This is a genomic window from Ramlibacter tataouinensis, from assembly GCF_027941915.1.
Taxonomy (GTDB): Bacteria; Pseudomonadota; Gammaproteobacteria; order Burkholderiales; family Burkholderiaceae_C; genus Ramlibacter; species Ramlibacter tataouinensis_C.
In genome coordinates, this window is record NZ_CP116009.1 from 304,116 (window position 1) to 327,345 (window position 23,230).

Annotated in this window: 23 protein-coding genes and 1 other RNA gene; 10 read left to right on the top strand and 14 right to left on the bottom strand. The window is 70.5% G+C overall.

Annotated features, from left to right (window positions below; all coding sequences use genetic code 11):
- Positions 1 to 9: 9 nt before the first annotated feature.
- The 3 genes from PE066_RS01320 to PE066_RS01330 form a co-directional block, all read right to left on the bottom strand.
- Positions 10 to 1,251, bottom strand: a complete 1,242-nt coding sequence (locus PE066_RS01320) for an efflux RND transporter periplasmic adaptor subunit (protein WP_271234765.1) — start codon at positions 1,249 to 1,251, stop codon at positions 10 to 12.
- A 124-nt stretch (positions 1,252 to 1,375) separates the two neighbouring features.
- On the bottom strand, positions 1,376 to 1,843 hold the full coding sequence (gene rnhA, locus PE066_RS01325) for a ribonuclease HI (RefSeq protein ID WP_271234766.1): 468 nt from the start codon (positions 1,841 to 1,843) through the stop codon (positions 1,376 to 1,378).
- Positions 1,840 to 2,628: a class I SAM-dependent methyltransferase gene (locus PE066_RS01330; RefSeq protein WP_271234767.1), complete on the bottom strand. Its 789-nt coding sequence runs from the start codon at positions 2,626 to 2,628 to the stop codon at positions 1,840 to 1,842. The genes rnhA and PE066_RS01330 overlap by 4 nt, the downstream gene beginning before the upstream one ends.
- On the opposite strand from PE066_RS01330, the gene gloB reads away from it, so the two are divergent.
- From gloB to PE066_RS01350, 4 genes are all read left to right on the top strand, one after another.
- Positions 2,627 to 3,400: a hydroxyacylglutathione hydrolase gene (gene gloB, locus PE066_RS01335; RefSeq protein ID WP_271234768.1), complete on the top strand. Its 774-nt coding sequence runs from the start codon at positions 2,627 to 2,629 to the stop codon at positions 3,398 to 3,400. The two genes, PE066_RS01330 and gloB, sit on opposite strands and share 2 nt — an antisense overlap.
- A complete protein-coding gene (locus PE066_RS01340; RefSeq protein WP_271234769.1) occupies positions 3,397 to 4,911 on the top strand; it encodes a transglycosylase SLT domain-containing protein in 1,515 nt (504 codons plus the stop codon). Before gloB ends, PE066_RS01340 begins: the two co-directional genes overlap by 4 nt.
- A gap of 273 nt (positions 4,912 to 5,184) precedes the next feature.
- Complete coding sequence (locus PE066_RS01345; protein WP_271234770.1) at positions 5,185 to 5,751, top strand: dTDP-4-dehydrorhamnose 3,5-epimerase family protein; 567 nt, start codon at positions 5,185 to 5,187, stop codon at positions 5,749 to 5,751.
- A gap of 10 nt (positions 5,752 to 5,761) precedes the next feature.
- On the top strand, positions 5,762 to 7,099 hold the full coding sequence (locus tag PE066_RS01350; RefSeq protein ID WP_271234771.1) for an NAD(P)H-dependent oxidoreductase: 1,338 nt from the start codon (positions 5,762 to 5,764) through the stop codon (positions 7,097 to 7,099).
- Positions 7,100 to 7,187: 88 nt separating this feature from the next.
- On the opposite strand, the gene PE066_RS01355 is transcribed toward PE066_RS01350, so the two are convergent.
- The 10 genes from PE066_RS01355 to dnaX form a co-directional block, all read right to left on the bottom strand.
- Positions 7,188 to 8,225, bottom strand: coding sequence for an NAD-dependent epimerase/dehydratase family protein (locus tag PE066_RS01355; protein ID WP_271234772.1), 1,038 nt, complete (start codon positions 8,223 to 8,225; stop codon positions 7,188 to 7,190).
- Positions 8,226 to 8,235: 10 nt separating this feature from the next.
- Positions 8,236 to 8,943, bottom strand: coding sequence for a PIG-L deacetylase family protein (locus tag PE066_RS01360; protein ID WP_271234773.1), 708 nt, complete (start codon positions 8,941 to 8,943; stop codon positions 8,236 to 8,238).
- Between the two features lie 7 nt (positions 8,944 to 8,950).
- Entirely contained in the window at positions 8,951 to 9,697 is a 747-nt protein-coding gene (locus PE066_RS01365) for a glucose-1-phosphate cytidylyltransferase (protein ID WP_271234774.1), read from the bottom strand.
- Between the two features lie 202 nt (positions 9,698 to 9,899).
- Entirely contained in the window at positions 9,900 to 10,739 is an 840-nt protein-coding gene (locus PE066_RS01370) for an ABC transporter permease (RefSeq protein ID WP_271236481.1), read from the bottom strand.
- A gap of 2 nt (positions 10,740 to 10,741) precedes the next feature.
- A complete protein-coding gene (locus tag PE066_RS01375) occupies positions 10,742 to 11,554 on the bottom strand; it encodes an ABC transporter ATP-binding protein (protein ID WP_271234775.1) in 813 nt (270 codons plus the stop codon).
- An 80-nt stretch (positions 11,555 to 11,634) separates the two neighbouring features.
- Positions 11,635 to 12,678, bottom strand: coding sequence for an ABC transporter substrate-binding protein (locus tag PE066_RS01380; protein WP_271234776.1), 1,044 nt, complete (start codon positions 12,676 to 12,678; stop codon positions 11,635 to 11,637).
- Positions 12,679 to 12,821: 143 nt separating this feature from the next.
- On the bottom strand, positions 12,822 to 13,235 hold the full coding sequence (locus PE066_RS01385) for an MAPEG family protein (protein ID WP_271234777.1): 414 nt from the start codon (positions 13,233 to 13,235) through the stop codon (positions 12,822 to 12,824).
- A 153-nt stretch (positions 13,236 to 13,388) separates the two neighbouring features.
- A complete protein-coding gene (gene recR / locus PE066_RS01390) occupies positions 13,389 to 13,976 on the bottom strand; it encodes a recombination mediator RecR (RefSeq protein WP_271234778.1) in 588 nt (195 codons plus the stop codon).
- Between the two features lie 60 nt (positions 13,977 to 14,036).
- Positions 14,037 to 14,369: a YbaB/EbfC family nucleoid-associated protein gene (locus tag PE066_RS01395; RefSeq protein ID WP_271234779.1), complete on the bottom strand. Its 333-nt coding sequence runs from the start codon at positions 14,367 to 14,369 to the stop codon at positions 14,037 to 14,039.
- A 51-nt stretch (positions 14,370 to 14,420) separates the two neighbouring features.
- Positions 14,421 to 16,409 carry a DNA polymerase III subunit gamma/tau gene (gene dnaX, locus PE066_RS01400; RefSeq protein WP_271234780.1) on the bottom strand — a complete coding sequence of 663 codons (1,989 nt, stop codon included), beginning with the start codon at positions 16,407 to 16,409 and terminating at the stop codon, positions 14,421 to 14,423.
- Positions 16,410 to 16,483: 74 nt separating this feature from the next.
- Between dnaX and ffs the strand changes: the two genes are divergently transcribed.
- The 6 genes from ffs to PE066_RS01430 all read left to right on the top strand — a co-directional run bounded on the left by ffs (position 16,484) and on the right by PE066_RS01430 (position 20,883).
- Positions 16,484 to 16,580, top strand: an RNA gene (gene ffs / locus PE066_RS01405) — signal recognition particle sRNA small type.
- 143 nt (positions 16,581 to 16,723) lie between these two features.
- On the top strand, positions 16,724 to 17,212 hold the full coding sequence (locus PE066_RS01410; RefSeq protein ID WP_271234781.1) for a hypothetical protein: 489 nt from the start codon (positions 16,724 to 16,726) through the stop codon (positions 17,210 to 17,212).
- A gap of 60 nt (positions 17,213 to 17,272) precedes the next feature.
- Complete coding sequence (locus PE066_RS01415; RefSeq protein WP_271234782.1) at positions 17,273 to 17,671, top strand: response regulator; 399 nt, start codon at positions 17,273 to 17,275, stop codon at positions 17,669 to 17,671.
- Entirely contained in the window at positions 17,671 to 18,441 is a 771-nt protein-coding gene (locus tag PE066_RS01420; protein WP_271234783.1) for a YaiO family outer membrane beta-barrel protein, read from the top strand. The genes PE066_RS01415 and PE066_RS01420 overlap by 1 nt, the downstream gene beginning before the upstream one ends.
- Positions 18,419 to 19,483, top strand: coding sequence for a HEAT repeat domain-containing protein (locus tag PE066_RS01425; protein WP_271234784.1), 1,065 nt, complete (start codon positions 18,419 to 18,421; stop codon positions 19,481 to 19,483). The genes PE066_RS01420 and PE066_RS01425 overlap by 23 nt, the downstream gene beginning before the upstream one ends.
- Complete coding sequence (locus tag PE066_RS01430) at positions 19,480 to 20,883, top strand: glycosyltransferase family 2 protein (protein ID WP_271234785.1); 1,404 nt, start codon at positions 19,480 to 19,482, stop codon at positions 20,881 to 20,883. The genes PE066_RS01425 and PE066_RS01430 overlap by 4 nt, the downstream gene beginning before the upstream one ends.
- Positions 20,884 to 20,887: 4 nt before the next feature.
- Here PE066_RS01430 and PE066_RS01435 read toward each other — a convergent pair whose 3' ends face one another.
- Entirely contained in the window at positions 20,888 to 23,143 is a 2,256-nt protein-coding gene (locus tag PE066_RS01435; RefSeq protein WP_271234786.1) for a sensor histidine kinase, read from the bottom strand.
- Positions 23,144 to 23,230: the final 87 nt, after the last annotated feature.

A 23,230-nucleotide genomic window follows, 5' to 3' on the forward strand; every position in this document is an offset into this window, starting at 1 on the left:
GCGGGACGGTCAGCGCGCGGACAGCGCCACCCGGCACGGGTTGCCGGCATCCTGCGCGCCGGCTCCCGGCACCGGCGCCGGTGCGGCGGCCGCCGCCGGTGCAGCGCCGACGGCCGGGCCGTTGGCCGGCGCTCCGTTGGCGCCGCCCGCTGCGCCCGTCTCGACCACCCGCACGGCCATGCCGTCCCGCTGGATCCGCTGGTGGCCGGCGGTGACGATCAGGTCGCCGGGCTGCAGGCCCTCGGCGATCTCGACCCGGCCGGGCTGGCGGATGCCGATCTTCACCTCGACCCGCTGCGCGGTCCGGCTGTCCTGGTCCGGGCCGTCGACGAGCCGGAACACGAACTGGCGGCCGCCCTGCGGCACCAGCGCCTCCTCGGGCACCACCCGCGCATCGGAGCGCTCGCTGAAGACGGTGGTGATGCGCGCGAACATGCCGGGGCGCAGCGCCAGCGGGCGGTTGTCGATGCAGCCGCGCAGGCCGATGGAGCGGCCATTGGCGTCCACCAGCGGGTCGATCGCCTGCACCACCGCCTCCCAGCGGCGGCCCGGCAGCGCGTCGGTCTGCACGATCGCGGTCTGGCCCACCCGCAGCTTGGTCTGGTAGCGCTCGGGCAGGCGGAAATCCACGTACAGGGCGTCCAGGTCTTCCAGGTTGACGACGTCGGCGCCGTCCTTGAGGTAGTCGCCCACGTTGACGCTGCGGATGCCGGCGATGCCGTCGAACGGCGCCACGATGCGCAGGCGGGCGGCGGTCGCCTCGGCCAGCGACAGCTTGGCCTGGGCCACCTGCAGGTTGGCCGCGCTTTCGTCGACCTGGCGCTGGCTGATGAAGTTCTGCGCCACCAGGTCCTGGTTGCGCCTGTGGTTGGCCTGGGCGATCGACAGCTCGGCCCGCGCCTGCTGCACCTGCGCGCGCGGCAGCTGGTCGTCCAGTTGCACCAGCAGCTGCCCGCGCTGCACGCGCTGGCCGTCGCGGAAATTCAGCTGCGTGACGCGCCCGCTCACCTCGGGCCGCACGATCACGCTGCGGCGCGAGCGCAGGCTGCCCACCGCCTGGGCGTCATCGGCCAGGCGCATCACCTCGACCCGCGCCACTTCCACCGCCGGCGCGCCGCCCTTGGCGGCCGACGCGGCCGCCTGCGGCGATGCCACCGGAGACGGGGACTTGTGCTGGTACCACCAAGCGGCTGCCGATGCAGCCGCGATGCCGGCGACGGCGATCGCCAAGTAGAGAGGCCTGGATGCCATGAACTGCTTGCCTGGGAGGAATGCGCTCTTCCGTCGCGAACACACCAATGTAGCAGCCGCGCCGGACATTGCGATGCGCACAAGCCCGAACCCGACGCGTGCCGGGAACGCCGCCGGCGCGGCTTTACGTGCGGTTTACAGCCCGGCCCGGCGCCCGGGCCATCTCGACCCCCCGGTTGGCCAGCACGTCGGCGCGCTCGTTGCCGGGGTCGCCGTTGTGCCCGCGCACCCAGCGCCAGTCAATGGCGTGGCCGCTGTGCTGGACCAGGTCGTCGAGCTGCTGCCACAGCTCGACGTTCTTGACCGGCGTCTTGCCGGCCGTGCGCCAGCCCTTGGCCTTCCAGCCCGGCAGCCACTCGGTGATGCCCTTGAGCACGTACTGGCTGTCCACGTACAGCGTCACCGCGCAGGGCCGCTTCAGCGCCGACAGCGCCTGGATCACGGCCGTCAGCTCCATGCGGTTGTTGGTGGTCGCGGGCTCGCCGCCGAACAGCTCTTTTTCGGTAGGGCCGGAGCGCATCAGCACGCCCCAGCCGCCGGGACCGGGGTTGCCCTTGCAGGCGCCGTCGGTGTAGATCACAACCTGGTTCAAGAAATCTCCTGCTGCATTTCGGGTTGGGGCCGCCGGTTGGCCAGCGGCACGGGTGCGGTGGCGATGGACTTGGCCGGCTTCCACAGGCGCCCCACCAGCTTCATGCCGCGCACCCGCTTGGTGGCGACCACGAAATAGACGGCGCCCAAGATGGGCCACCAGCGCTCGCCGGCCGGGTCCATCCAGTCGAATCGTTGCAGCCAGCGCTCGGTGCTGAGCGCCGGCCGGTAGCAGCCGAAGCTGCCGGTCTCGACCTCGAAGCTGAGCAGCCGCAGCCAGTCGCGCAGCCGCCGGTAGCCGATGAACTCGCCGGCATCGGGCAGGTACAGCTGGCCGAAGCCCAGGCGCCGGTACAAGTGCGCGCGGCGTTGGCGCCAGCCCCACAGGCTGGCCGGATTCAGGCACGAAATCACGACCTTGCCCTCGGGCACCAGCACCCGTTCGACCTCGCGCAAGGTAGCGTGCGGATCCAGGTTCAGTTCCAGCGAGTGCGGCAGCACCACCAGGTCCAGGCTGTTGGCCTCGAACGGCAGCGCGGCATAGTCGGCCAGCAAGGCCGGGCGGCGCGTGCCGTCGTCCAGCGGGCGCAGGTCGCGCAGTCCGAGCCACTTGTGGGGCATGCGGTTGGTGGCCAGGGTGTCCAGCTCCGGCAGTCCGAGCTGCAGCGCGTGGTAGCCGAAGATGTCGCTGACGGCGCGATCGAATTCGGCCCGCTCCCAGGCCAGCACGTAGCGGCCCGGGGGGGTCTCGAACCATTCGTGCATTCCTATAATCGCATCGCTCATGAAGTTGGTTCCTCTGCCCGCCTTCCAGGACAACTACCTCTGGGTGTTGCACGACGGACATCGGGCGCTGGTGGTTGACCCGGGCGACGCGCCTCCGGTGCTCGACTTCCTCGCGCGAACCGGCCTGCTGCTCGAGGCGATTCTAGTCACGCACCACCACGCCGACCACATCGGCGGGCTGGCGCAGGTGCGCGATGCGACCGGCGCGGCGGTTTACGGGCCGGCGCGGGAACCCATCCCCGGTCCGCTGCAGCGCCTGTCGCACGGCGATGCGGTCACGGTGCTGGGCCTGCGCTTCCAGGTGCTCGACGTGCCCGGCCACACCGCGGGCCACATCGCCTACTTCAGCGAGCAGGACGCCGACGGCCCGCTGCTGTTCTGCGGCGACACCCTGTTCTCCGGCGGCTGCGGCCGCCTGTTCGAGGGCACGCCGGCGCAGATGCTGGCGTCGCTCGACGCGCTGGCCGCGTTGCCCGATGCCACGCGGGTGTGCTGCGCGCACGAGTACACGCTGTCCAACCTTCGCTTCGCGCGTGCGGTGGAGCCCGGCAACGTGGCGCTGGCCGCGTACCAGCGCCACTGCGAGGACCTGCGCGCCCGCGGCGAGCCGACGCTGCCTTCCACCATCGGCGAGGAAAAACGCATCAATCCCTTCCTGCGCAGCCGCCAGCCCGCCGTCGCCGCGGCCGCGCAGTCCTTCAATGGCGCCCGCGCCGAGGATGAAGTGGCCGTGTTCGCCGCCATCCGCCAGTGGAAGAACGAATTCAGATGAGATCCCTGCTGCAGGCCGCCGGCCTGGCGATCACGCTGTGGCTGGCCGGCTGCGCAAGCACGCCGGGCACCGACGCACCCTCCTCCTCGTGGCCGGCCGGCGCCGGCGAAGTCCCAACCAGTGCCGCCCGGGCCCCCGCCGGTCCGCCGGTGCTGCCCAGCGGACCGCTCAGTCCGATCACCCCGGCGCACGCCAGCCCACGCAGCGTCGCCGCGCTGCAGCCGCCGGCCGACCTGTGGGAGCGCATCCGCGGCGGCTTCGCCATGTCCGACCTCGATTCGGACCTGGTGCGCCACCACGAGCAGTGGTACGCCAGCCGGCCCGACTACATGCAGCGCATGACCGACCGCTCGCGCAAGTACCTGTTCCACATCGTCGAGGAACTGGAGCGCCGCGGCATGCCCAGCGAGCTGGCGCTGCTGCCCTTCATCGAGAGCGCCTTCAACCCGCAGGCCGTGTCCAGCGCGCGTGCCGCCGGCATGTGGCAGTTCATGCCCGCGACCGGCCGCGACTACGACCTGAAGCAGAACTTCTTCCGCGACGACCGGCGCAACGTGCTGGCCTCCACCCGCGCCGCCCTGGACTACCTGCAGCGGCTGTATGGGATGTTCGGCGACTGGCACCTGGCGCTGGCCGCCTACAACTGGGGCGAAGGCAGCGTCGGCCGCGCCATCGCCGCCAACGAACGGCGCGGGCTGGGCCGCCGCTACACCGACCTGAAGATGCCGGCCGAGACGCGCAACTACGTGCCCAAGCTGCTGGCGGTCAAGAACATCATTTCCGATCCGGACAAGTTCCGCACCGAGCTGCCGGTGATCGAGAACCACCCGTACTTCGACGTCGTCACCGTCCAGCGGGACATCGACATCGAGCTGGCGGCCAAGCTGGCCGACGTCGAGCTGGCCGACTTCAAGGCGCTCAACCCGCAGCTCAACCGGCCGGTGATCCTGGCCGCGGGCACGCCGCAGATTCTGCTGCCCTGGGACAACGCCAAGGTCTTCGCCCGCAACCTGGCCGAGTACAGCGAAGGCCGGTTCGCGAGCTGGACCGCCTGGACCGTGCCCGGCACCATGAGCGTGGCCGAGGCCGCGCGGCGCGTGGGCATGAGCGAATCCGAACTGCGCAGCGTCAACACCATTCCGCCCCGCATGCTGATCAAGGGCGGCTCGGTGCTGGTCGTGCCGCGTCCGCCCAGCAAGCAGGACGACGTGGCCAGCCACCTGGCCGACAACGGCCAGCTCGCGCTGGCGCCGGAAGTCACCCTGCACCGGCGGGTGGTCAAGGCCGGCAAGCGCGACTCGGTCGCCAGCATCGCGCGGCGCTTCCGCGTCACGGCGGCCCAGGTCGCCGACTGGAACGACGTCGCGGCCGGCGCCAGTTTCAAGGCGGGGCAGAGCGTCGTGGTCTACGTGCCGGTGCGCGCCAAGGCCACGGCCAGCAAGGGCGGCAGCCGCTCGGTCAAGCAGGTCAGTGCCCGCAAGAAGGCGGTCGTCAAGAAGCGCCGGCGCTGAGCGGCGCCTCGCGGGCAGCCGATCCGGCCGTCCGGTCCGGGACACAACGCAACCTTATCTGCAGACTCCTGTATCGGACGTTTTCGTCTGTGTTCGTTTCGCGCGCGCAGCGGACGTGCCGCATGAGCTTGGTCCCGGCTTCGCACGCGACAAGGCGCTGACGTAGCCCGTCGATGAGGCAGAGTTCCTCGGCGCGCAAACATACAAATTGGCAGGTCCGCAACGGCAGACCGTTTCCACAATCCTGTCACCTCGGGAACGTGGAAGCCACAAATGCTGTTTACCGAAACCAGACTCCCCGGCGCCTTCCTCATCGACATCGAACCGCGCGCGGACAACCGGGGGTTCTTCGCCCGGGCCTTCTGTCAGCGGGAGTTCGAGGCGCATGGGCTCAAGCCGGCGATCGCTCAGGCCAACATTGCGTTCAACACCCGGCGAGGGACGTTGCGCGGCATGCATTTCCAGTTTCCGCCTTACGCCGAGACCAAGGTGGTCCGCGCCACCCGCGGCGCGATCCTCGACATCATTGTCGACCTGCGGCCGGAGAGCCCCACCTACCTGCGCTCCATCGCCGTCGAGCTCACCGCGGACAACCACCGGGCGCTCTACGTGCCTGAGCGGTTCGCGCACGGCTACCAGACCCTGGAAGACGGCACCGAGACGAGCTACCAGGTCGGCGAGTTCTATGCCCCGGGCGTCGAAAGCGGGCTGTCGCCCTTCGATCCGGCACTCAGGCTCGAATGGCCCCTGCCGGTGACCGAGATGTCCGCGAAGGACCGGGGGTGGGCCGCGCTCGATGAGGTCGGGGAAACGCTGCGCCAGCGCATGGCCGTTTCGTGAAAGGCGCCCCATGATCATCGTCGACAACGCACTCCGGAGACTGGCGGCGCTGGACACGCCGATCCGCGTGGGCATGGTGGGCGCGGGCTTCATGGCCCAGGGCCTGACCAACCAGATCGAGCACAGCGTGCCGGGCATGCGCATGGCCGCCATCTACAACCGCAGGCCCGAGCGCGCCAGGCACTGCTACGAGTACGCGGGCCGCACGCCGGTCGTGGCAGGCAGCCAGGCGGCCTTCGACGCCGCCGTCGAGGCGCGCCAGGCGGTGGTCGCGGAAGACCCGCTCTTCATCACCCGCTCGCCGCACATCGACATCGTGGTGGACACGACCGGCTCGGTCGAGTTCGGCTCGCACGTCATCCTGGATGCCTTCCGGCACGGCAAGTCCGTGGTGCTGATGAATGCCGAGGTCGATGCGACCGTGGGCCCGATCCTGCGCGTGTACGCGAAGAAGCACGGCCAGATCCTGTCGGCCTGCGATGGCGACGAGCCCGGGGTCCAGATGAACCTGGTGCGCTGGGTGCGCGGGCTCGGGCTCCAGCCGCGGCTGGTGGGCAACGTCAAGGGCCTGCAGGACCCCTACCGCAACCCCACCACCCAGCAGGGCTGGGCCGAGCGCTGGGGCCAGAACGCGGCCATGGTGACCTCCTTCGCCGACGGCTCGAAGATCAGCTTCGAGCAGGCCATCGTGGCCAATGCCACCGGCTTCGGCGTGCTGCAGCGGGGCATGTCGCGCGGCGTGAAGTACGACGGCAGCATCATGGACATCGCCAGGCTGTACGACGTCGAGCAGCTGCGCGCCATGGGCGGCGCGGTCGACTACACGGTGGGCCCCAGCCTCATCAAGGTCTTCGTGCTCGCCGAGCACGAAGACCCCAAGCAGCGGCACTACCTCAACCTCTACAAGATGGGCGAAGGGCCGCTCTACCCGTTCTGGACGCCCTACCATCTGGTCCATTTCGAATGTCCCAACGCGATCGCGCGCGTCCACCTGTTCCAGGACGAGCTCGCGCCGCCGCTCGGCGGACCGGTGGTGGAAGTCTGCTCGGTGGCCAAGCGCGACCTGAAGGCGGGGGAAACGCTCGACGAGTACGGCATGTACATGACGTACGGCGAGGCCGCCAACGCGCGGGAGATGTGCGCCAACCGTTTCCTGCCCGAAGGCCTGGTGCAGGGCTGCCGCCTCCAGCGTGACATCGGCCGCGACCAGGTGATCACCTACGACGACGTCGAACTGCCCCCCGGCCGGCTGGCCGACCAGCTGCGCGCCGAGCAGTACTCGCACTTCCTCGGCGAGACCTGGCTGGCCGAACTGCTGCAGGAGCGGCAGGCGCTTGCTGCGGCCTGAAATCGGCCTGCAAGGCTGGGAAGGGGATCGGGCCCGGCCTTGCTCCTCCTGCCGCCCGCCCCTGCCTTCGCAGGAGCGGAGAAAGAGATCAGTAGCGCCAGAACAGCCGCTCGTCGACCTGGCCCGTGGTCCTCAGGTACTTGATCTGCTTGAGCCGGGTGAAGGGCCGCGCGGCGAAGCCGTCGGCGTCCAGGCCGATGCGCTCGAACACATCGTGCAGCTGGCGGGCCCCCTTGGCCGCGTCCCACGCGCAGCGGAACGCGGGCAGCCGCTCGTGGATTTTGGCGAAGCTGACCCGGTAGCTGCGGTTGTCGCCGCCCGCGGGGCCGAACGAAACCTCGCAGGCGGGATAGACGTTCGCGACGACCTGCGCGATCTCGCGCACCTGGTAGTTGTCGGCGTCGTGGCCCACGTTGAACACTTCGCCATGGACGGCGTCCGCGGGCGCCTCCAGCACGCAGGCGATCGCCTCGCAGATGTCCAGCACGTGCACGAGCGGGCGCCACGGCGTGCCGTCGCTGGTCATCACGATGCGCCCGCTGGTCGCCGCGATGCCGCAGAGGTTGTTGAGCACGATGTCGAACCGCATGCGCGGCGATGCCCCATAGGCGGTGGCGTTGCGCAGGAACGTGGGAGAGAACGTGCCCGACGCCAGCGCGCCGACGTCGCGCTCGACCAGCGCCTTGCACCTGGCGTAGGCCGTCTGCGGATTGAGCGGCGAGCGCTCGGTCATCGGCTCGGCGCCGTCGGCGACGCCGTACACGCTGCAGGACGACGTGTACACGAAGCGCCGCACCCCGGCGTCGCGGGCCAGCTGCGCCAGCCGCACCGAGGCCCGGTGGTTGATCCCGAACGTCAGCTCCGGGTCGTTCTCGCCGAGGGGATCGTTCGACAGCTCCGCCATGTGCACGACGGCATCGACGCCGTGCAGGTCCGCGGCCTCGATCTCGCGGATGTCGCGGTTGACGGTGCGCGGAAAACCGGGAACCAGCGCGCGATCGCTGAACAGCCAGCCGTCGCGGTAGTAGCCGGTGTCCATGCCGACCACGTCGTGGCCTCGTGCCTGCAGCAAGGGGGCGAGCAGGCAGCCGATGTAGCCTTCCACGCCGGTGACGAGCAGTTTCATCGATGGGACCTCACGAGGAGCGGGTGGATGGATGCGGGCTGTTTCCCGGCGCGACGCGATCGGGCGCGCCGCGCAGCATGAACTTGCGACAGTGGAAGGCTTCGGCGTACCGTGCGGCGCACTCGACGCCGCGCAGCCGCATGAGCGCGAGGAACGTATCCGGCGTGAGCCAGGCCTTGTTGTGCTCGCTCTGGAACGCCTCGCAGATGCAGGCGGCCTTGCGCTCGCAGACGTCCGGCTCCAGCGGCACGAAGCAGTTGGGGCTGCCCAGGTCGCCGTCGTACTTCGGGATCTCGTACTCGAGGATCAGGTGATGGCGCCAGGTGTTCCAGGTCAGGTCGCTGATCGTGCGGTGGTCCTGGTGGCGGTCGTCGCGGTAGTGCGTGAAGATCAGGTCGGGATCGGCCTGCCCCTTCAGCGCCTCGAAGGCCTCCTTGATCTGGCCGCCCTGATAGGGAAAGAAGCCGTCGCGGAAGGCGTGCACCGTCACCTCCTGGGCGCCGGCGCCTCGCAGGAACATCGCAGCGCTCGCACGCGCCTCGCGCTCGCGCTGCGGGTTGGAGGCGAAGACGACCCACCGCACCTCCACGTCCGGCCGCGACGCCACCAGCTGCAGCACGGTGCCGCCGCAGCCGATCTCGATGTCGTCGCAATGCGCGCCCAGGAACAGGACCCGCAGCGGCTTGGCCGGGTTCCAGGGCAGCAGCAGCGGCAGCATGAGCCGATCAATGCGCGGCGCGGGCGGCCGTTCCGCAGGAGCGCCAGAGCTCCCACGGCGCGGTACCGCCCGAGTAGAGGCTCTCCAGCTGCTGCTTGTCCTTGATGGTGTCGATGCTCGCCCAGAAGCCGTCGTACACGTAGCCCAGCAGCTGCTGGTCGCGGGCCAGCCGCCGGAACGGCTCCTCCACCAGTTCCTCCCGGTCCTTCATGTACTCGAAGATCTCCTTGCGGAAGACGAAGAAGCCGCCGTTGATCCGAACGTCACCGTTGTTGATCGGGTGGATGCCCGAGACCAGGTTGCTGCCCTGCTGCAGCGACACCACGTGGTAGCTCAGGTTCGGGCGCACGCATAGGAAGCTGGCGATCCGGCCCTGCCGGCGGAAGTCGTCCAGGTACTGCGGCATCGGCAGGTCGGTCAGGCCGTCGCTGTAGTTGGCCAGGAACTCGTCCTCGCCTTCCAGGTACTTCTGGGCGGCCTTGAGCCGCTCCCCGATGTTGGACGAGATGCCGGTGTCGGCGAAGGTGATGCGCCAGTCCTCGATGTCCCGGCTCATCAGTTCCAGCGTTTTCCCACCGCCCGAGAGCACGAAGTCGTTGGAGACGCACTCGTTGTAGTTCAGGAAGTAGTCCTTGATCGCGTCGGCGCGGTAGCCCAGGCAGAGGATGAAGTCCTTGTGTCCGAAGTGGGCGTAGTACTTCATCACGTGCCACAGCAAGGGGCGCTGGCCGATCTGGACCAGGGGCTTGGGCATGTTCCCGGCATCGCGGATGCGCATGCCCAGGCCACCACAAAACAACACCACTTTCATGACTGTCCCGACGGTGAAACGAACCACCGCACCAGGGTGGGTGCGAACCTGCAGCGGAGTGTGGGGTCAGACTCTTCTTACGCCCTCACGCGTCGGGATCCGTTTCAGCCGTTACGTGTTGCCACGCGAGGCTGGCGCTCGTGCGCTAGAGCTTCTCGGTCTCGCCGGCTTTGGGCTGCCACTTCATCAGGCGCCGCTCGATGCGGCCTACCAGCCCATCCAGCACCAGCGCGAACGCGGTCAGCACCACGATGCCGGCGAACACCGTGTTGACGTCGAAAGTGCCCTCGGCCTGCAGGATCAGGTAGCCCACGCCGCGGGCCGAGCCCAGGTATTCGCCCACCACGGCGCCGACGAAGGCCAGGCCCACCGACGTGTGCAGGCTGGAGAACACCCAGCTGGTCGCGCTCGGCAGGTACACGGTACGCAGCAGTTGGCGCTGGTTGGCCCCGAGCATGCGGGCATTGGCCAGCACCACCGGGCTGACCTCGCGCACGCCCTGGTACACGTTGAAGAACACGATGAAGAACACCAGCGTCACGGCCAGCGCGACCTTGCTCCAGATGCCCAGGCCGAACCACAGCCCGAAGATCGGCGCCAGGATCACGCGCGGCATCGAGTTGGCCGCCTTCACGTACGGGTCCAGGATCGCGCTGGCCGTAGGCGCCAGCGCCAGCCACAGCCCGAAGCCCAGCCCCATCAGCGTGCCGATGCCGAAGGCCAGCACCGTCTCCAGCAGCGTGACGCCCAGGTGGACGTAGATGTCGGCGCGGCCTTCCAGGCCCTCCGGGAAGAGCGCATTGACGGGCAGCCCGAACGGCAGGAACCAGGACCAGATGCGGCCGGCCACCTTGACCGGCTCGCCGATGAAGAAGGCGGTCTGCTCGTTGCGCGAGGCGAGTTGCCAGATCGCCAGCACCAGCACCAGCACGGCCACTTGCCAGGCGCGCAGGTTCTTCTCGTTGGGACGGATGGCGCTCCACATGCTCATGCGGCCTTCTGCAGTTGCTGGGCGTAGCCCTTGAGCACTTCCTCGCGCAGCACGCCCCAGATGCGCGCATGCAGCTCCACGAAGCGCGGGTCGTTGCGCACCTCGGCCACGTCGCGCGGGCGCGGCAGGTCGATGGCGAACTCGCCGATCGGGTGCGTGGCCGGCCCGGCGGACAGCACCACCACCCGGTCGCTCATGGCGATCGCCTCGTCGAGGTCGTGCGTGATGAACAGCACCGCCTTGCGCCGGGCGGCCCACAGCTCCAGCACCTCGTTCTCCATCAGCTGCCGGGTCTGGACGTCGAGTGCCGAGAAGGGCTCGTCCATCAGGATGATGTCGGGGTCGAGCGCCAGCACCTGCGCCAGCGCGGTGCGTTTGCGCATGCCGCCCGAGAGCTGGTGCGGGTAGCGGTCCTCGAAGCCGCCCAGGCCGACCCGCGCCAGCCACGCCCTGGCCTGCTCGCGCGCCTGCGCGTCCGGCAGGCCGCGGTACTGCAGGCCCACCATCACGTTGTCGAGGGCGCTGCGCCACGGCATCAGGGCCTCGGTCTGGAACATGTAGCCGGCCCGCGAATTCAGGCCTGCCAGCGGTTCGCCGAACACGCGCACCTGGCCGGAGGACGCCTGCAGCAGGCCGGCACCCACGTTCAGCAGCGTCGACTTGCCGCAGCCGGTGGGACCCACTACCGAGACGAACTCGCCGGCGGCGACGTGCAGCGTGGTGCCGGCCACGGCGGTGTAACGCTGGCCGGGATCGTCCTTGGAGCGGAAGGTGACGGTGATGTCCTGCAGTTCGAGCGCGTGCGGCATGGGGGCAAAGACTACCAAACGGAAGAGCCCGCGCGGGCGAAAAAAACCGGCCCGGAGGCCGGCTTGCCGGAGCGCGGGGGTCAGGCCTTGTACTTTTCCTTGGCCCGGCGCGCGAACTCGTTGGTGTAGGTCTTGGCCAGGTCGATGCGCTCGCCCTTGATCGTGGGCACGAAGCTGGCGAGCGCGCGCAGGGCCGTCTTCGCACCCTCGTCGGGCAGCACGCCGTCGAGCGAGATCGCTTCGCGCACCTTGTTGAACGAAGCCAGGTACAGCGCCCGGTCGCCCAGCAGGTAGGCGTCGGGCACCGTCTTGATGATGTCGCTGGGGCCGGCCGTCTGCAGCCACTTGAGGGCATGCACCACCGCATTGGCCAGCGCCTGGCAGGTGTTGGGGTTCTTCTGCACGAACTCGTTGTGCGTGTAGAAGCAGGCGGCCGGCATCGGGCCGCCGAACACCTCCTGCGTGCCCTTGAGCGTGCGCGTGTCGCTGATGATCTTCACGTCACCCTTCTGCTCGAGCATGGTCATCACCGGGTCGGTGTTGCTCATGGCGTCGATCTGGCCCGAGCGCAGCGCCGTCAGCGCGCCGGCGGAGGTGCCCACGCCGACATAGCTGACGTCGCTGGCCTTCAGGCCGGCGCGCGAGAGCACCAGGTTGGCCACCATGTTGGTGGACGAGCCCGGCGCCGACACGCCGATCTTCTTGCCGCGCAGGTCGGCCACCGACTTGTAGCCCGGCACCGCCTTGGTGGACACGCCCACGGCAATCTGCGGCGCCCGGCCCATCAGCACGATCGACTGGATGAACTGGTTCTTGCTCTGCAGGTTGATGGTGTGCTCGTAGGCGCCGCTGACCACGTCGGCCGAGCCGCCCATCAGGGCCTGCAGCGAGCGCGAGCCACCGGCGAAGTCGGAGATCTCGACCTCCAGGCCCTCGGCCTGGAAGTAGCCCAGTTGCTCGGCGATGGTCAGCGGAAGGTAGTAGAACGCCGCCTTGCCGCCCACGGCGATCGACACCTTGGTCTTCTCCAGCCGGTTCTGGGCGCGCAACGCGGGAGCCGCAAGGACGGCGGCAGCGGCAGTGGCCGCCAGCGTGAAGCTGCGGCGCGTGATGGTGCTTTTCATTGCGGGAATCCTCTCTGAAGCAGCTCAGGCGAGGTTAGCAGCACCCCTGTGGATCGCATCCGGAACATCCCGTGCGGGTTTCCACGTAACGGCACGACGGCAGCGCGGCGACGCATGCGCCGGAAGTGCGCGCAAGTCGCGCGTTATCTCACCGCCGACAACAGGATGGCCAGGTTCGCCAGCAGGCCGCCGGCCCAGACGGCCGAGCGGACGGTCGGCAGCCCGGCCACATACATCGCGATGTAGATGGCGCGCAGCGTGACGAACAGCACGGCCAGGATGTCGATGCGCGTCTGCGGCGCGCCGAGCTGGTGGGCGATGATCACCGCGCCGATGAACAGCGGCAGCGCCTCGAAGCTGTTGGCCTGCGCGGCATTGGCGCGGGCGCGCCAGTCGGTCTGCCGTGCCAGCCAGCCGCGCGGGTCGCGGTTGTCGAAACCGCCCTGGCTGCGCGGCTTGCCCAGGCCACCTGCCTTGGCCAGGTAGGCACAGGCATACGGCAGCAAGGCGGCCACCAGCACGCACCAGTAGGCCACGGTGAAGCGCGTCGGTCCCATCTGACTATGTTCCTTTCCAGGCAGAAGGCGCTGCCTGCGCATCGAAGCGTGGAGCCGAGGGGAATGCCAGCGGCCATCGCGGAACCGGCTCTGCCGGGCCGCGGGTGGCTCCCCTCGAGGGGGAGCAGCCGCAGGCCGCTTCGGGGTGGACCATCATCGGCGGTCGACCAGGGCGTGGGCGATCGTGCCCAGGTCGACGTATTCCAGCTCGCTGCCGGCCGGCACGCCGCGCGCCAGGCGTGTCACGGCCAGGCCGCGCTGCTTGAGTGCCTCGCCGATCACGTGCGCCGTGGCCTCGCCCTCGGCGGTGAAGTTGGTGGCCAGGATCACTTCCTGCACCACGCCGTCGGTGGCGCGGTCGAACAGCTTGCCCAGGCCGATGTCGCGCGGGCCGATGCCGTCCAGCGGGCTGAGCTTGCCCATCAGCACGAAGTAGCGCCCGCGAAAGGCGCCGGTGCGCTCCACCGCGGCCTGGTCGGCCGGGGTCTCGACCACGCACAGCTTGCTGGCATCGCGCTGCGGGTCGCGGCAGGTGGCGCAGACCTCGTCCTCGGTGAAGGTGTGGCACAGGCTGCAGTGGCGGATGCGCGCCACCGACTGCTGCAGCGCCTGCGCCAGCAGCTGTGCGCCCTCGCGGTCGTGCTGCAGCAGGTGGTAGGCCATGCGCGAAGCCGACTTCACGCCCACGCCGGGCAGCCGGCGCAGGGCTTCGACCAGGGCGTTGAGGATGGAGTCAGCCAAGCGGTTTGGCGCACGAGCGCATCACGGGAACGCGGCCGCGCGGCACGATCTGCAGTTGCGTCAGAACGGGAACTTCATGCCGCCGGGCAGGCCCGGCATGCCGGCGGTGATCTTGGCCATCTTCTCCTGCGAGGTCTCCTCGGCCTTGCGCACGGCCGCGTTGAAGGCGGCGGCCACCAGGTCCTCCAGCATGTCCTTGTCGTCGGCCAGCAGGCTGGGGTCGATCTCCACGCGCTTGACGTCGTGCTTGCAGGTCATGGTGACCTTGACCAGGCCGGCGCCGGACTCGGCCGTCACCTCGATGTGGGCGAGTTCGTCCTGGGCCTTCTTCAGGTTGTCCTGCATGGCCTGGGCCTGCTTCATCAGGCCGGCGAGTTGTCCCTTGTTGAACATGTGGCTTTCCTTCTTGCGGCATGGCGCCGCGCAATGCGTGAATTGTGCCCGTCAGGTGGGCCGGATGCCGCCCGGCGCGACCCGCGCGCCCAGGTCGCGCACCAGTTGCTGCACGAACGGATCGTTCTGCACGGTTTCCTCGGCCTGGCGCTGGCGCTCGGCGGCAGCCGCTGCGTTGCGGCGGGCCGGGCTGTCCGTGACGGCGCCGATCTCCACGCCCAGCGTGACCTCGTGGCCGGCGGCGCGCAGCGCCGTCTGCAGGCGCTCGCGCGAGTTGCCCTGGTTGAGCAATTCGCGCTCCACACGCAGCAGCCAGTGGCCCTCGTCGCGCGCGACCAGTTGCGACTGCAGCGCGAGCTCGCGCACCAGCGCCGTGATGGCGTCGGCCGCCGCCAGCTGCTGGACGGTGGCATGCCAGAAATCGCCCTCCTCGCTCGGCACGAAGCTGGTGGCGGGGGCCGCGGCGTCGCGCGCCGACTCCGGTTGCATCCGCACCGGCATGCCCATCACCTGTCCGTTGGCCAGCGGCCGCTCGGCCGCGGGTCGCGCCGGCACGCGCGACGGCGGCTCGACCACGGGCAGCACGCGGCCGGGCGGCAGCGTGGGGGACGGGGCAACCGGGCTTGGGCTTGGCGCCGTCACGGGCGATGCCGCCGGTGCGGCTGAGGCTGCGGGCGGCCGATCCTCTGAAGAGGGGGTCCGGGCCACCGGCGGCTGGACCTGTGGGGGTGTAGGTGCGAGCGCAGGCGCAGGCGCAGGCGCAGGTGCGGGTGCGGGTGCGGGTGCAGGTGCAGGTGCGGGTGCGGGGGCGGGTGCGGGGGCGGGGGCGGGGGCGGCGGCCTGTGCAGGTGCCACAGGCATCGCCGGCGCTGCCGCCGTGCGCTCGTCAGGCGCCGACGGCGCTGGCTTCAGAGTTTTTTTTTCCGCCGCGGCCGCGGCCGTGCCCGGCTTGAAGGCCAGCAAGCGCAGCAGCACCATGGACAGGCCGCTGTACTCGTCGGGCGCCAGGCCGAGTTCGGCCCGGCCATGCAGGCACATCGTGTAGAGCAGCTGCGTCTCGTCGGCCGGCATCAGCGCAGCCAGCCGCGCGATCTCGACCTGGTCGGGATCGGCCGGGTCGCCGGCATCGGGCACCGCCTGCACCACCGCCATGCGCTGCAGCACCGCGGCCATCTCCTCCAGCGCGCCGGCGGCGGACAGGCCGTGCGTGCGCAACGCGTCGGCCAGCTCCAGCACCGAGCGCGCGTCGGCCGCGGCCAGCGCCTCGACCAGGCGGAACACGTGGCTGCGATCGACGCTGCCCAGCATCTGGCGCACCGCCTCTTCCTGCAGCGCGCCGTCGCCGAACGCGATGGCCTGGTCGGTCAGCGACAGCGCGTCGCGCATCGAGCCGCGCGCCGCCCGCGCCAGCAGGCGCAGCGCCGGCGGCTGCGCCGGCACGCCCTCGGCGGCCAGCACGTGGGCCAGGTGTTCGTGCACAGTCTCGGGCGCCATCGGCCGCAGGTTGAACTGCAGGCAGCGCGAGAGCACCGTCACCGGCACCTTCTGCGGATCGGTGGTGGCCAGCACGAACTTGAGGTACTCGGGCGGCTCCTCGAGCGTCTTGAGCATGGCGTTGAACGCATGCCCGGTGAGCATGTGCACCTCGTCGATCATGAAGACCTTGAAGCGCCCCTGCACCGGCTTGTAGACCGCCTGCTCCAGCAGCGACTGCACCTCGTCGACGCCCCGGTTGGAGGCGGCGTCCAGTTCGGTGTAGTCGACGAAGCGGCCGGCGTCGATGTCGGTGCAGGCCTGGCACACGCCGCAGGGCGTGGCCGTGATGCCGCCGGTGCCGTCCGGGCCCTGGCAGTTGAGCGACTTGGCCAGGATGCGCGAGACCGTGGTCTTGCCCACGCCGCGGGTGCCGGTGAACAGGTACGCATGGTGCAACCGCTGCTGGGCCAGCGCGTTGGAGAGCGCCTGCACCACGTGCTCCTGGCCGACCATCTCGCCGAAGGTCTTCGGCCGGTACTTGCGGGCGAGCACGAGGTAGGACATCGCGGCGATTCTAAGGGTGGGGTCACCCTGCTCTTCGGCGCCGCTCGCCTGCCGGCTCGCCTACAATCGACCCTGACGGGCCTCCCCGCATGGTGAAGCGGCCAACCGGGTCAGGTGGGGAACCAAGCAGCCCTAACTGCGGAGCCAGTGCCGGGGGTAAGGCTCGTCAACTTCCCCTTCTTCCGATCGCGCATCGCACGCCGTCCGCGCGCCGCCGACGCCGCGCCGGACGCTGACAGCCGTCGTTGGACGCGTCTTACAAATCTCCGCGCTGAGCCACGCCGACACTGCCCTCGCATCCGAGGGAGGTTGCCATGCGCCACTGGGTTTTCCCGGCCCGAACCCCGCAGGCTCGCACGCCGGGTGCGCCGCCCCTCGTCTTCTGGGTTCTCGCATGCAGCGTGTCGGCGGCGTCCGCACAGGGTTTCGACAACCCGCTGTCGGCGGCCGAGCCGCCGAGACTGCCGCCGCTGGCGCTGACGTTGCGGCCCTCGCTGCCCTCCACCCTGCCCTGGCACACCGGCGACGACATCGGCCTGAGCTGGCGGGCGCGGCTGGCCGCGGACAAGATGGTCGACATCACGGCCTGGCGCCGATTGCCACGCCAGCCCTTCGACGCGATCAGCCAGATCCAGCAGCGCGACCCCCTGTACGGCGCGCGCCTCGAGATGAAACTAGCGCCGCCGCGCAGCGGCTTCACCACCGAGCTGCGCGCCATCGGCCTGCAACTGGACAACGGCGCCCGCATCCTGTTGCGTCGAAAGGACGGCAACCCGACGCTCTATTACCGCCAGCAGTTCTGAGCGCAATTGCGCGCACCTCGATGGTAGAGTCGCGCGCAACTTTGCCGCCTCACTGCCTGCATGGCCGACGACCGACCGTCCCCTCTCCTGCCCGTCCTCGTCGTCGAAGACGACGAACACATCGCGCACCTCCTGCAGTTCATGCTGGCGCGCAACGGCTTCCAGGTCCATCTCGCCGCCGACGGCCGCCAGGGCAAGGAACTGATCGAGACCCTGCCGCCGCCGGCCTGCGCGCTGCTGGACGTGATGCTGCCGTTCCATGACGGCTTCCAGCTGCTGCGCCTGCTGCGTGCCCAGCCTGGATGGGAGCGCGTGCCGGTGGTCATGCTCACCGCCAAGACGCAGGAACGCGACGTCATCCGCGGCCTCGAGGCCGGCGCCGACGATTACGTGGTCAAGCCGTTCCAGCCCCAGGAACTGCTGGCTCGCCTGCGCCGGCTGATCCGGACCCCGGCGTGATGCGCGCCGCCTGCCTTCTCCTGGCCCTGCTGGTGCCGCTGGCGGCCAACGCCCAGGCACCGGCTGCAGCCCCGGCCCCGCAGGATCGCGTGCTGTTCCTCGCCGACCATGGCCGCCTCGACCGCGGCCAGCCGGACTGGAACGAAGCCGGCGTGGTGCTCAGCCGGCACTGGAGCACGCGCCAGGTCGCCGAACTGGGCCTGGTGCACACGCGCCGCTTCGGGCTGGAAGACACGCGGCTGGACCTCGGCTGGAGCACGCCGGTCAACCCGCAACTGACGGCCAGCGTGCAGGCCAGCATCAGCCCCAGCCATCGCGTCCTGCCGCGCCATGCCCTGGGCGGGCAGCTGCAGTACGAGTTCGCGCCGGGCTGGCTGGCGCAGGCGGGCGCCCGGCACGTGCGCTACGAGGCGAACGACGCCGAGGTGAACGTCCTGCGGCTGGCGCTGGAGAAATACTTCGGCCCGTTCAGCGTGCTGGCGGCGTGGAGCCCGGCGCGGGCCCTCGGCCAGGGCACCCGGACCGTCGAGCTGCGCGGCCACTACTACTACGGCCAGGACAGCTCGCTGGGCCTGATCCTCGCGCGCGGGGACGAGGCCACGGCGCTGGGCCCCGGGCAGGTGGCGCTGGCCGACGTGCGCTCGGTCGCGCTGCTGGGCCGCCAGGAGCTGGGTCCGAACCGCTGGCTCCTGTGGGGCGTGAACCGCACCCGCCAGGGCAGCTTCTACACCCGCACGGGCGCCACGCTTGGCCTTCAGCTGGCTTTCTGACCCCTACCTGATCCTGGCCGCGTGGGCCGGCACCGTGTCCGCCGTGCTGGTCCTGCTGCTGGCGGTCCTGATCCTGGCGCTGCGCGCCAACACGCGCGGCGCCCAGGCCCGCTGGCAGGCCTTCATCGCGCACTGGCGTCCGCAGCTGCTGGCTGCCGTTTCGGCGACCGAAGCCGCCGGCGCGCTCTTGCCGCCGCTGCACCGGCGCGACCGCCGGCATTTCCTGCGCCTGTGGCTCTACCTGCATGAATCGCTGCGCGGCGAGGCGGCGCAGCGGCTGAACGAGGCGGCGCTCGCGCTGCACATGCCGCGCTGGGGCACCCGCCTGCTCGCCCGCGGCTCGGACACCGACCGGGTGCTGGCGGCCCTGGCGCTCGGGCGGCTGCAGTGGCAGCCGGCCTGGCCGGTGCTGCTGCGGGCCACGCACAGCCGCGATCCGCTGCTGTCGGTGAGCGCCGCACGGGCCCTGGTGCAGATCGATCCGCTGGAAGGCGTGCGCCAGCTGCTGCCGCTGCTGCTCGGGCGCACCGACTGGGACGTGAGCCGCGTGGGCGAATTCCTCGGCGGCGCCCGCCAGGCGTTCTGGCTGGCGCTGACCCGGCATCTGCCGGGGGCACCGCCGGCGCAGGTGGCACGCGGGCTGCAGCTGGCCGGCGCCCTGCGGCTGGAGCTGCCCGACACCGCCTTGCGCCCGATGCTGCAGGCGACCTGGCCGGCACCCGTCATCCGCGCGGCGGTGCCGCTGGCCGCGCGCCGCGCCCTGGCGCCGGCGATCATCAGGCTGCTGGAGCACCCCGACTGGCAGGTGCGCGAAGCGGCCGTCGCGGCGCTGGCGCGCTTCGCCGTGGCCGACGAGCTGCCGCTGCTGGAGCGCCGCCTGGAAGACGAGCGCTTCGAGGTCCGGCTGACGGCGGCGCGCGCACTCGCCGCGCTGCCCTTCGTGCAGGAGGCCCGGCTGCGGGCACTGGCGGCCACCAGCAACGCCGGCGGCCCGGTGCTGCAGCAGGTGATCGCCGAGATGGCGACCGGAGAACGGTCGTGAGCGCGCGCCTGGCCGTCGAGTTCGCCACCTGGTTCGTCCTCGTCTACTTCGCCCTGCTCAACCTGGGCTACCTGGCGCTGAGCCTGCTGGCCCTGGCCAGCCTGCGGCGCGACTTCCACCGCCGGGCGGTGGACGAACTGCCGCAGGCCTTCACCGGCCTGGAGCCGGCCATCAGCCTGCTGGTGCCGGCCTACAACGAGGAAGCCACCATCGCGGCCTCGCTGCGCTCCATGCTGCAGCTGGCCTACCCGGAGTTCGAGATCGTGGTCATCAACGACGGCTCGCGCGACGGCACCCTGCAGGTCCTGCGCGAACAGTTCGACCTGGTCCCGTTCCCGGAGGCCGTCAATCCGCGCCTGCCGACCCGGCCGGTGCGCGGCATCTGGCGCTCGCGCCTGCACCCCAACCTGCGCGTGGTCGACAAGGAGAACGGCGGCAAGGCCGACTCGCTCAATGCCGGCATCAACGTGGCGCGGCATCCGCTGTTCTGCGGCGTGGACGCCGATTCGCTGCTGGCCCGCGACAGCCTGCGCCGCGTGGTGCGGCCGTTCCTGCGCGACCCGCGCATGGTGGCCAGCGGCGGCACGGTGCGGGTGGCCAACGGCTGCAAAGTGCAGGCAGGGGAGCTCACCCGCGTGGGCCTGCCGCGCAACCCGTGGGCGCTGTTCCAGGTGGTCGAGTACCTGCGCGCCTTCCTGTTCGGGCGCCTGGGCTGGTCGGAGATCGGCGGCATGCTGATCATCTCGGGCGCGTTCGGGGTGTTCCGCACCGACGTCGTGGTGGAGGCCGGCGGCTACCGCCCCAAGACCATCGGCGAGGACATGGAGCTGGTGGTGCGGCTGCACCGCGTGCTGCGCGAGCAGGGCGTGGACTACCGCATCGAGTTCGTGCCCGACCCGGTCTGCTGGACCGAGGTGCCGGAGGACCGCCAAACCCTGGCCAACCAGCGCATCCGCTGGCAGCGCGGGCTGTCGGAAAGCCTGTCCGCGCACTGGCAGCTGATGTTCAGCCGGCGCGGCGGCACGCCCGGCTGGGTGGCCTTTCCGTTCATGCTGGCGTTCGAGTGGCTGGGGCCGCTGGTCGAACTCGCCGGCTACGTCTTCATGGCCGTGGCCTTCGCGGCGGGCCTGGTCTCCTGGCAGGCCTTCGCCGTGTTCCTGTTCCTGGCGATCGGGCTGGGCATCCTGCTGTCGGCGTCGGGCCTGCTGCTGGAGGAGATCGCCTTCCATGTCTACCCGCGGCGACGCCACCTGCTGGTGCTGGCCGCCGTGGTGGTGCTGGAGAACTTCGGCTACCGCCAGATCAACAGCTGGTGGCGGCTGGTCGGCCTGTACCGCTGGGCGGCCCAGCGCGAATCCCAGTGGGGCGCGATGAAGCGCAAGGGACTGGGCGACTCCTGACCGGTCACTCCTGCACCGCGATCTCGAAGAAGAACTCGGTGCGCACGCCCGGCTCGCTGGTGAAGTCGATGCGGCCGTGGTGCGCCTCCACGATCGCGCGGCAGATGCTCAGGCCCAGGCCGGTGCCGCCGCGCTGGCGGCGGTCGGAACTGTCGGCCTGGGCGAAGCGCTCGAACACCCGCGTGCGAAAGCCCTCCGGCACGCCGGCGCCGTGGTCGACCACGCCGAAGCGGGCGGCGTTGCCCTCGCGGCGGACCGACACCCGCACGACCCCGCCCGGCGGCGAGAACTTGACCGCATTGGCCAGCAGGTTGATCGCGACCTGCACCAGCCGGTCGAAGTCGCCCAGCACGGTCAGCGGCTCGGCCGCCTCCAGCAGCACGCGCACATCGGCGGTCTCGCCCAGCGGCTGGACGTCGCGGATCGCGTGCATGGCCACGGACGAGAGCAGGCAGGGCTGGATCGCGTACTGCATCCGCCCCGACGCGATGCGCTCCAGGTCCAGCACGTCGTTGACCAGCCGCACCAGCCGCTCGGAGCTCTGGGCCGACAGCGCCACCAGCTCGCGCGCGTCCTCGGGCAGATCGCCCGCCATGCCCGATTGCAGCAGCTGCAGCGAGCCATGGATCGCCGTCAGCGGCGTGCGCAGTTCGTGCGAGACGGTGGAGACGAACTCGCTCTTGAGCCGGTCCACCTCCTTGCGCTGCGAGATGTCGTGCACGAAGGCGGCGAAGAAGCGGTGCGGGCCGGTGTCCACCAGGCCCACCCGCGCTTCCACCTCGACCTCGCGCCCCAGGCGGTCGACCATGATTCGCTCGAACGGCGCCTGGATCATCGTCGGCCGGTCGCCGCGGGCGAATGCCTCGAACGCCTTGCGCAACGAACCGGCGAAGCGGGCCGGCACCAGCGTCTCGGCGACGGACTTGCCGAGGATCTCCTCGCGGGTCCAGCCGAACAGGCTTTCCGCCCGGCTGTTCCACTCGATCACGCGCCCCTGCAGGTCGAACGCCAGGAACGGGTCCTGCGCGGACTCCAGGATCACCTGGATGCGCTGCTCGTTCGCCCGCACCTGCTCGTAGGCCAGGCGCAGCTTGGCCGTGCGCTCCTCGACCCGCTTCTCCAGGCCGGCGTTGAGTTCGCGCAGGTTGTCCTCGTTGTCGCGCAGCTTGCGCATCAGCGACGACAACGCGCCGCCGAGCACGTGCACCTCGCGGTAGGCCGACGCCGGCACGTCGAGAGCGGGTGCGCCGCCGGCCTCCAGCGTCTTGGCCCCGCGCGCCACCTGCAGCAGCGGCCGGGTGATCCAGCGTGCGACGAGCCAGCCAGCCAGGCTGAACAGCAAGGTCGTCCCTACGCCCCAGAGAAGCAGTTGCTGCCGCAGGTGCGCGACGGGCTCGTAGGCCTGCTTCAGCTCCTGCCGCACGAGGATGGACCAGCCCAGGCCCGGCGACTGCTCGAAGCCCTGGGTGCGCGCGTAGCCGACCAGGTAGGTGCGCCCGTCCGGCCAGGTCTCGACGTCGTGACCCGAAGCGCCGCGCGCAGCATGGGCCACGCTCGGAAGGTCCAGGCGCCGGCCTTCCAGGTCGGCCGGCCCGAGCAGCACCTCGCCGGCGCGCGACACGATCAACGGCTCCACGCTGCTGTTCGGGTCCACGGGGGTGAAGATGGTCCTGCGCACATCCCTGGCCCATTCCCAGGAGACGTGGGCACCCAGAACGCCCAGCAGCCGGCCCCGCGGGTCATGCATCGGGAAGGCGATGTCGAAAAAGCGCGGGGGCGTGCGGCCGGCAGGCTTGCCCAGCGCGCGGGCGAGCAGTACCGCCTCGTGGACGTCGCCCAGATGGCGGCCCTCGATCGCCTCCCGGAACCAGGGCCGGCCGGAGACGTCTGCGCCCTCCAGCAGGCCGCTGCTGGAGGTGCGCACCCGGCCGGCCGCGTCGGTGACGCCGAGCCAGGCGTAGTGCCGGTAGCTCGCCTGCATGGCGCCGAGTTCACGCGCCACCACCCGCCCGTCGCGCTCCGGGCCGAGGCGCTGCGCCATCAGTTGCACCTCGCGATGGCGCTCGTAGGTGGCGCGGTCCATCCGGCTGGCGGTCTGCAGCGCCAGCTCGGCCAGCCGGTTGCCGATGCTCAGGCGCATCTGCTTGCTGGCGGTGTGGTCGCCCACCGCGCCGAGGACGATGGTCAGGAGCACCGACAGCAGCGTCGAGGCGACCGCCAGGTAGGTGCCGAGACTGCGGCGCCGCAGCAACGGCGTCATGGGTGCGGGGATGCGCTCATTTGGGCGGCGATTGTGCCCGGACGGCGCAAGGCAGCACCCGGCCCCGACCAAAGCCCGGCAACGGTC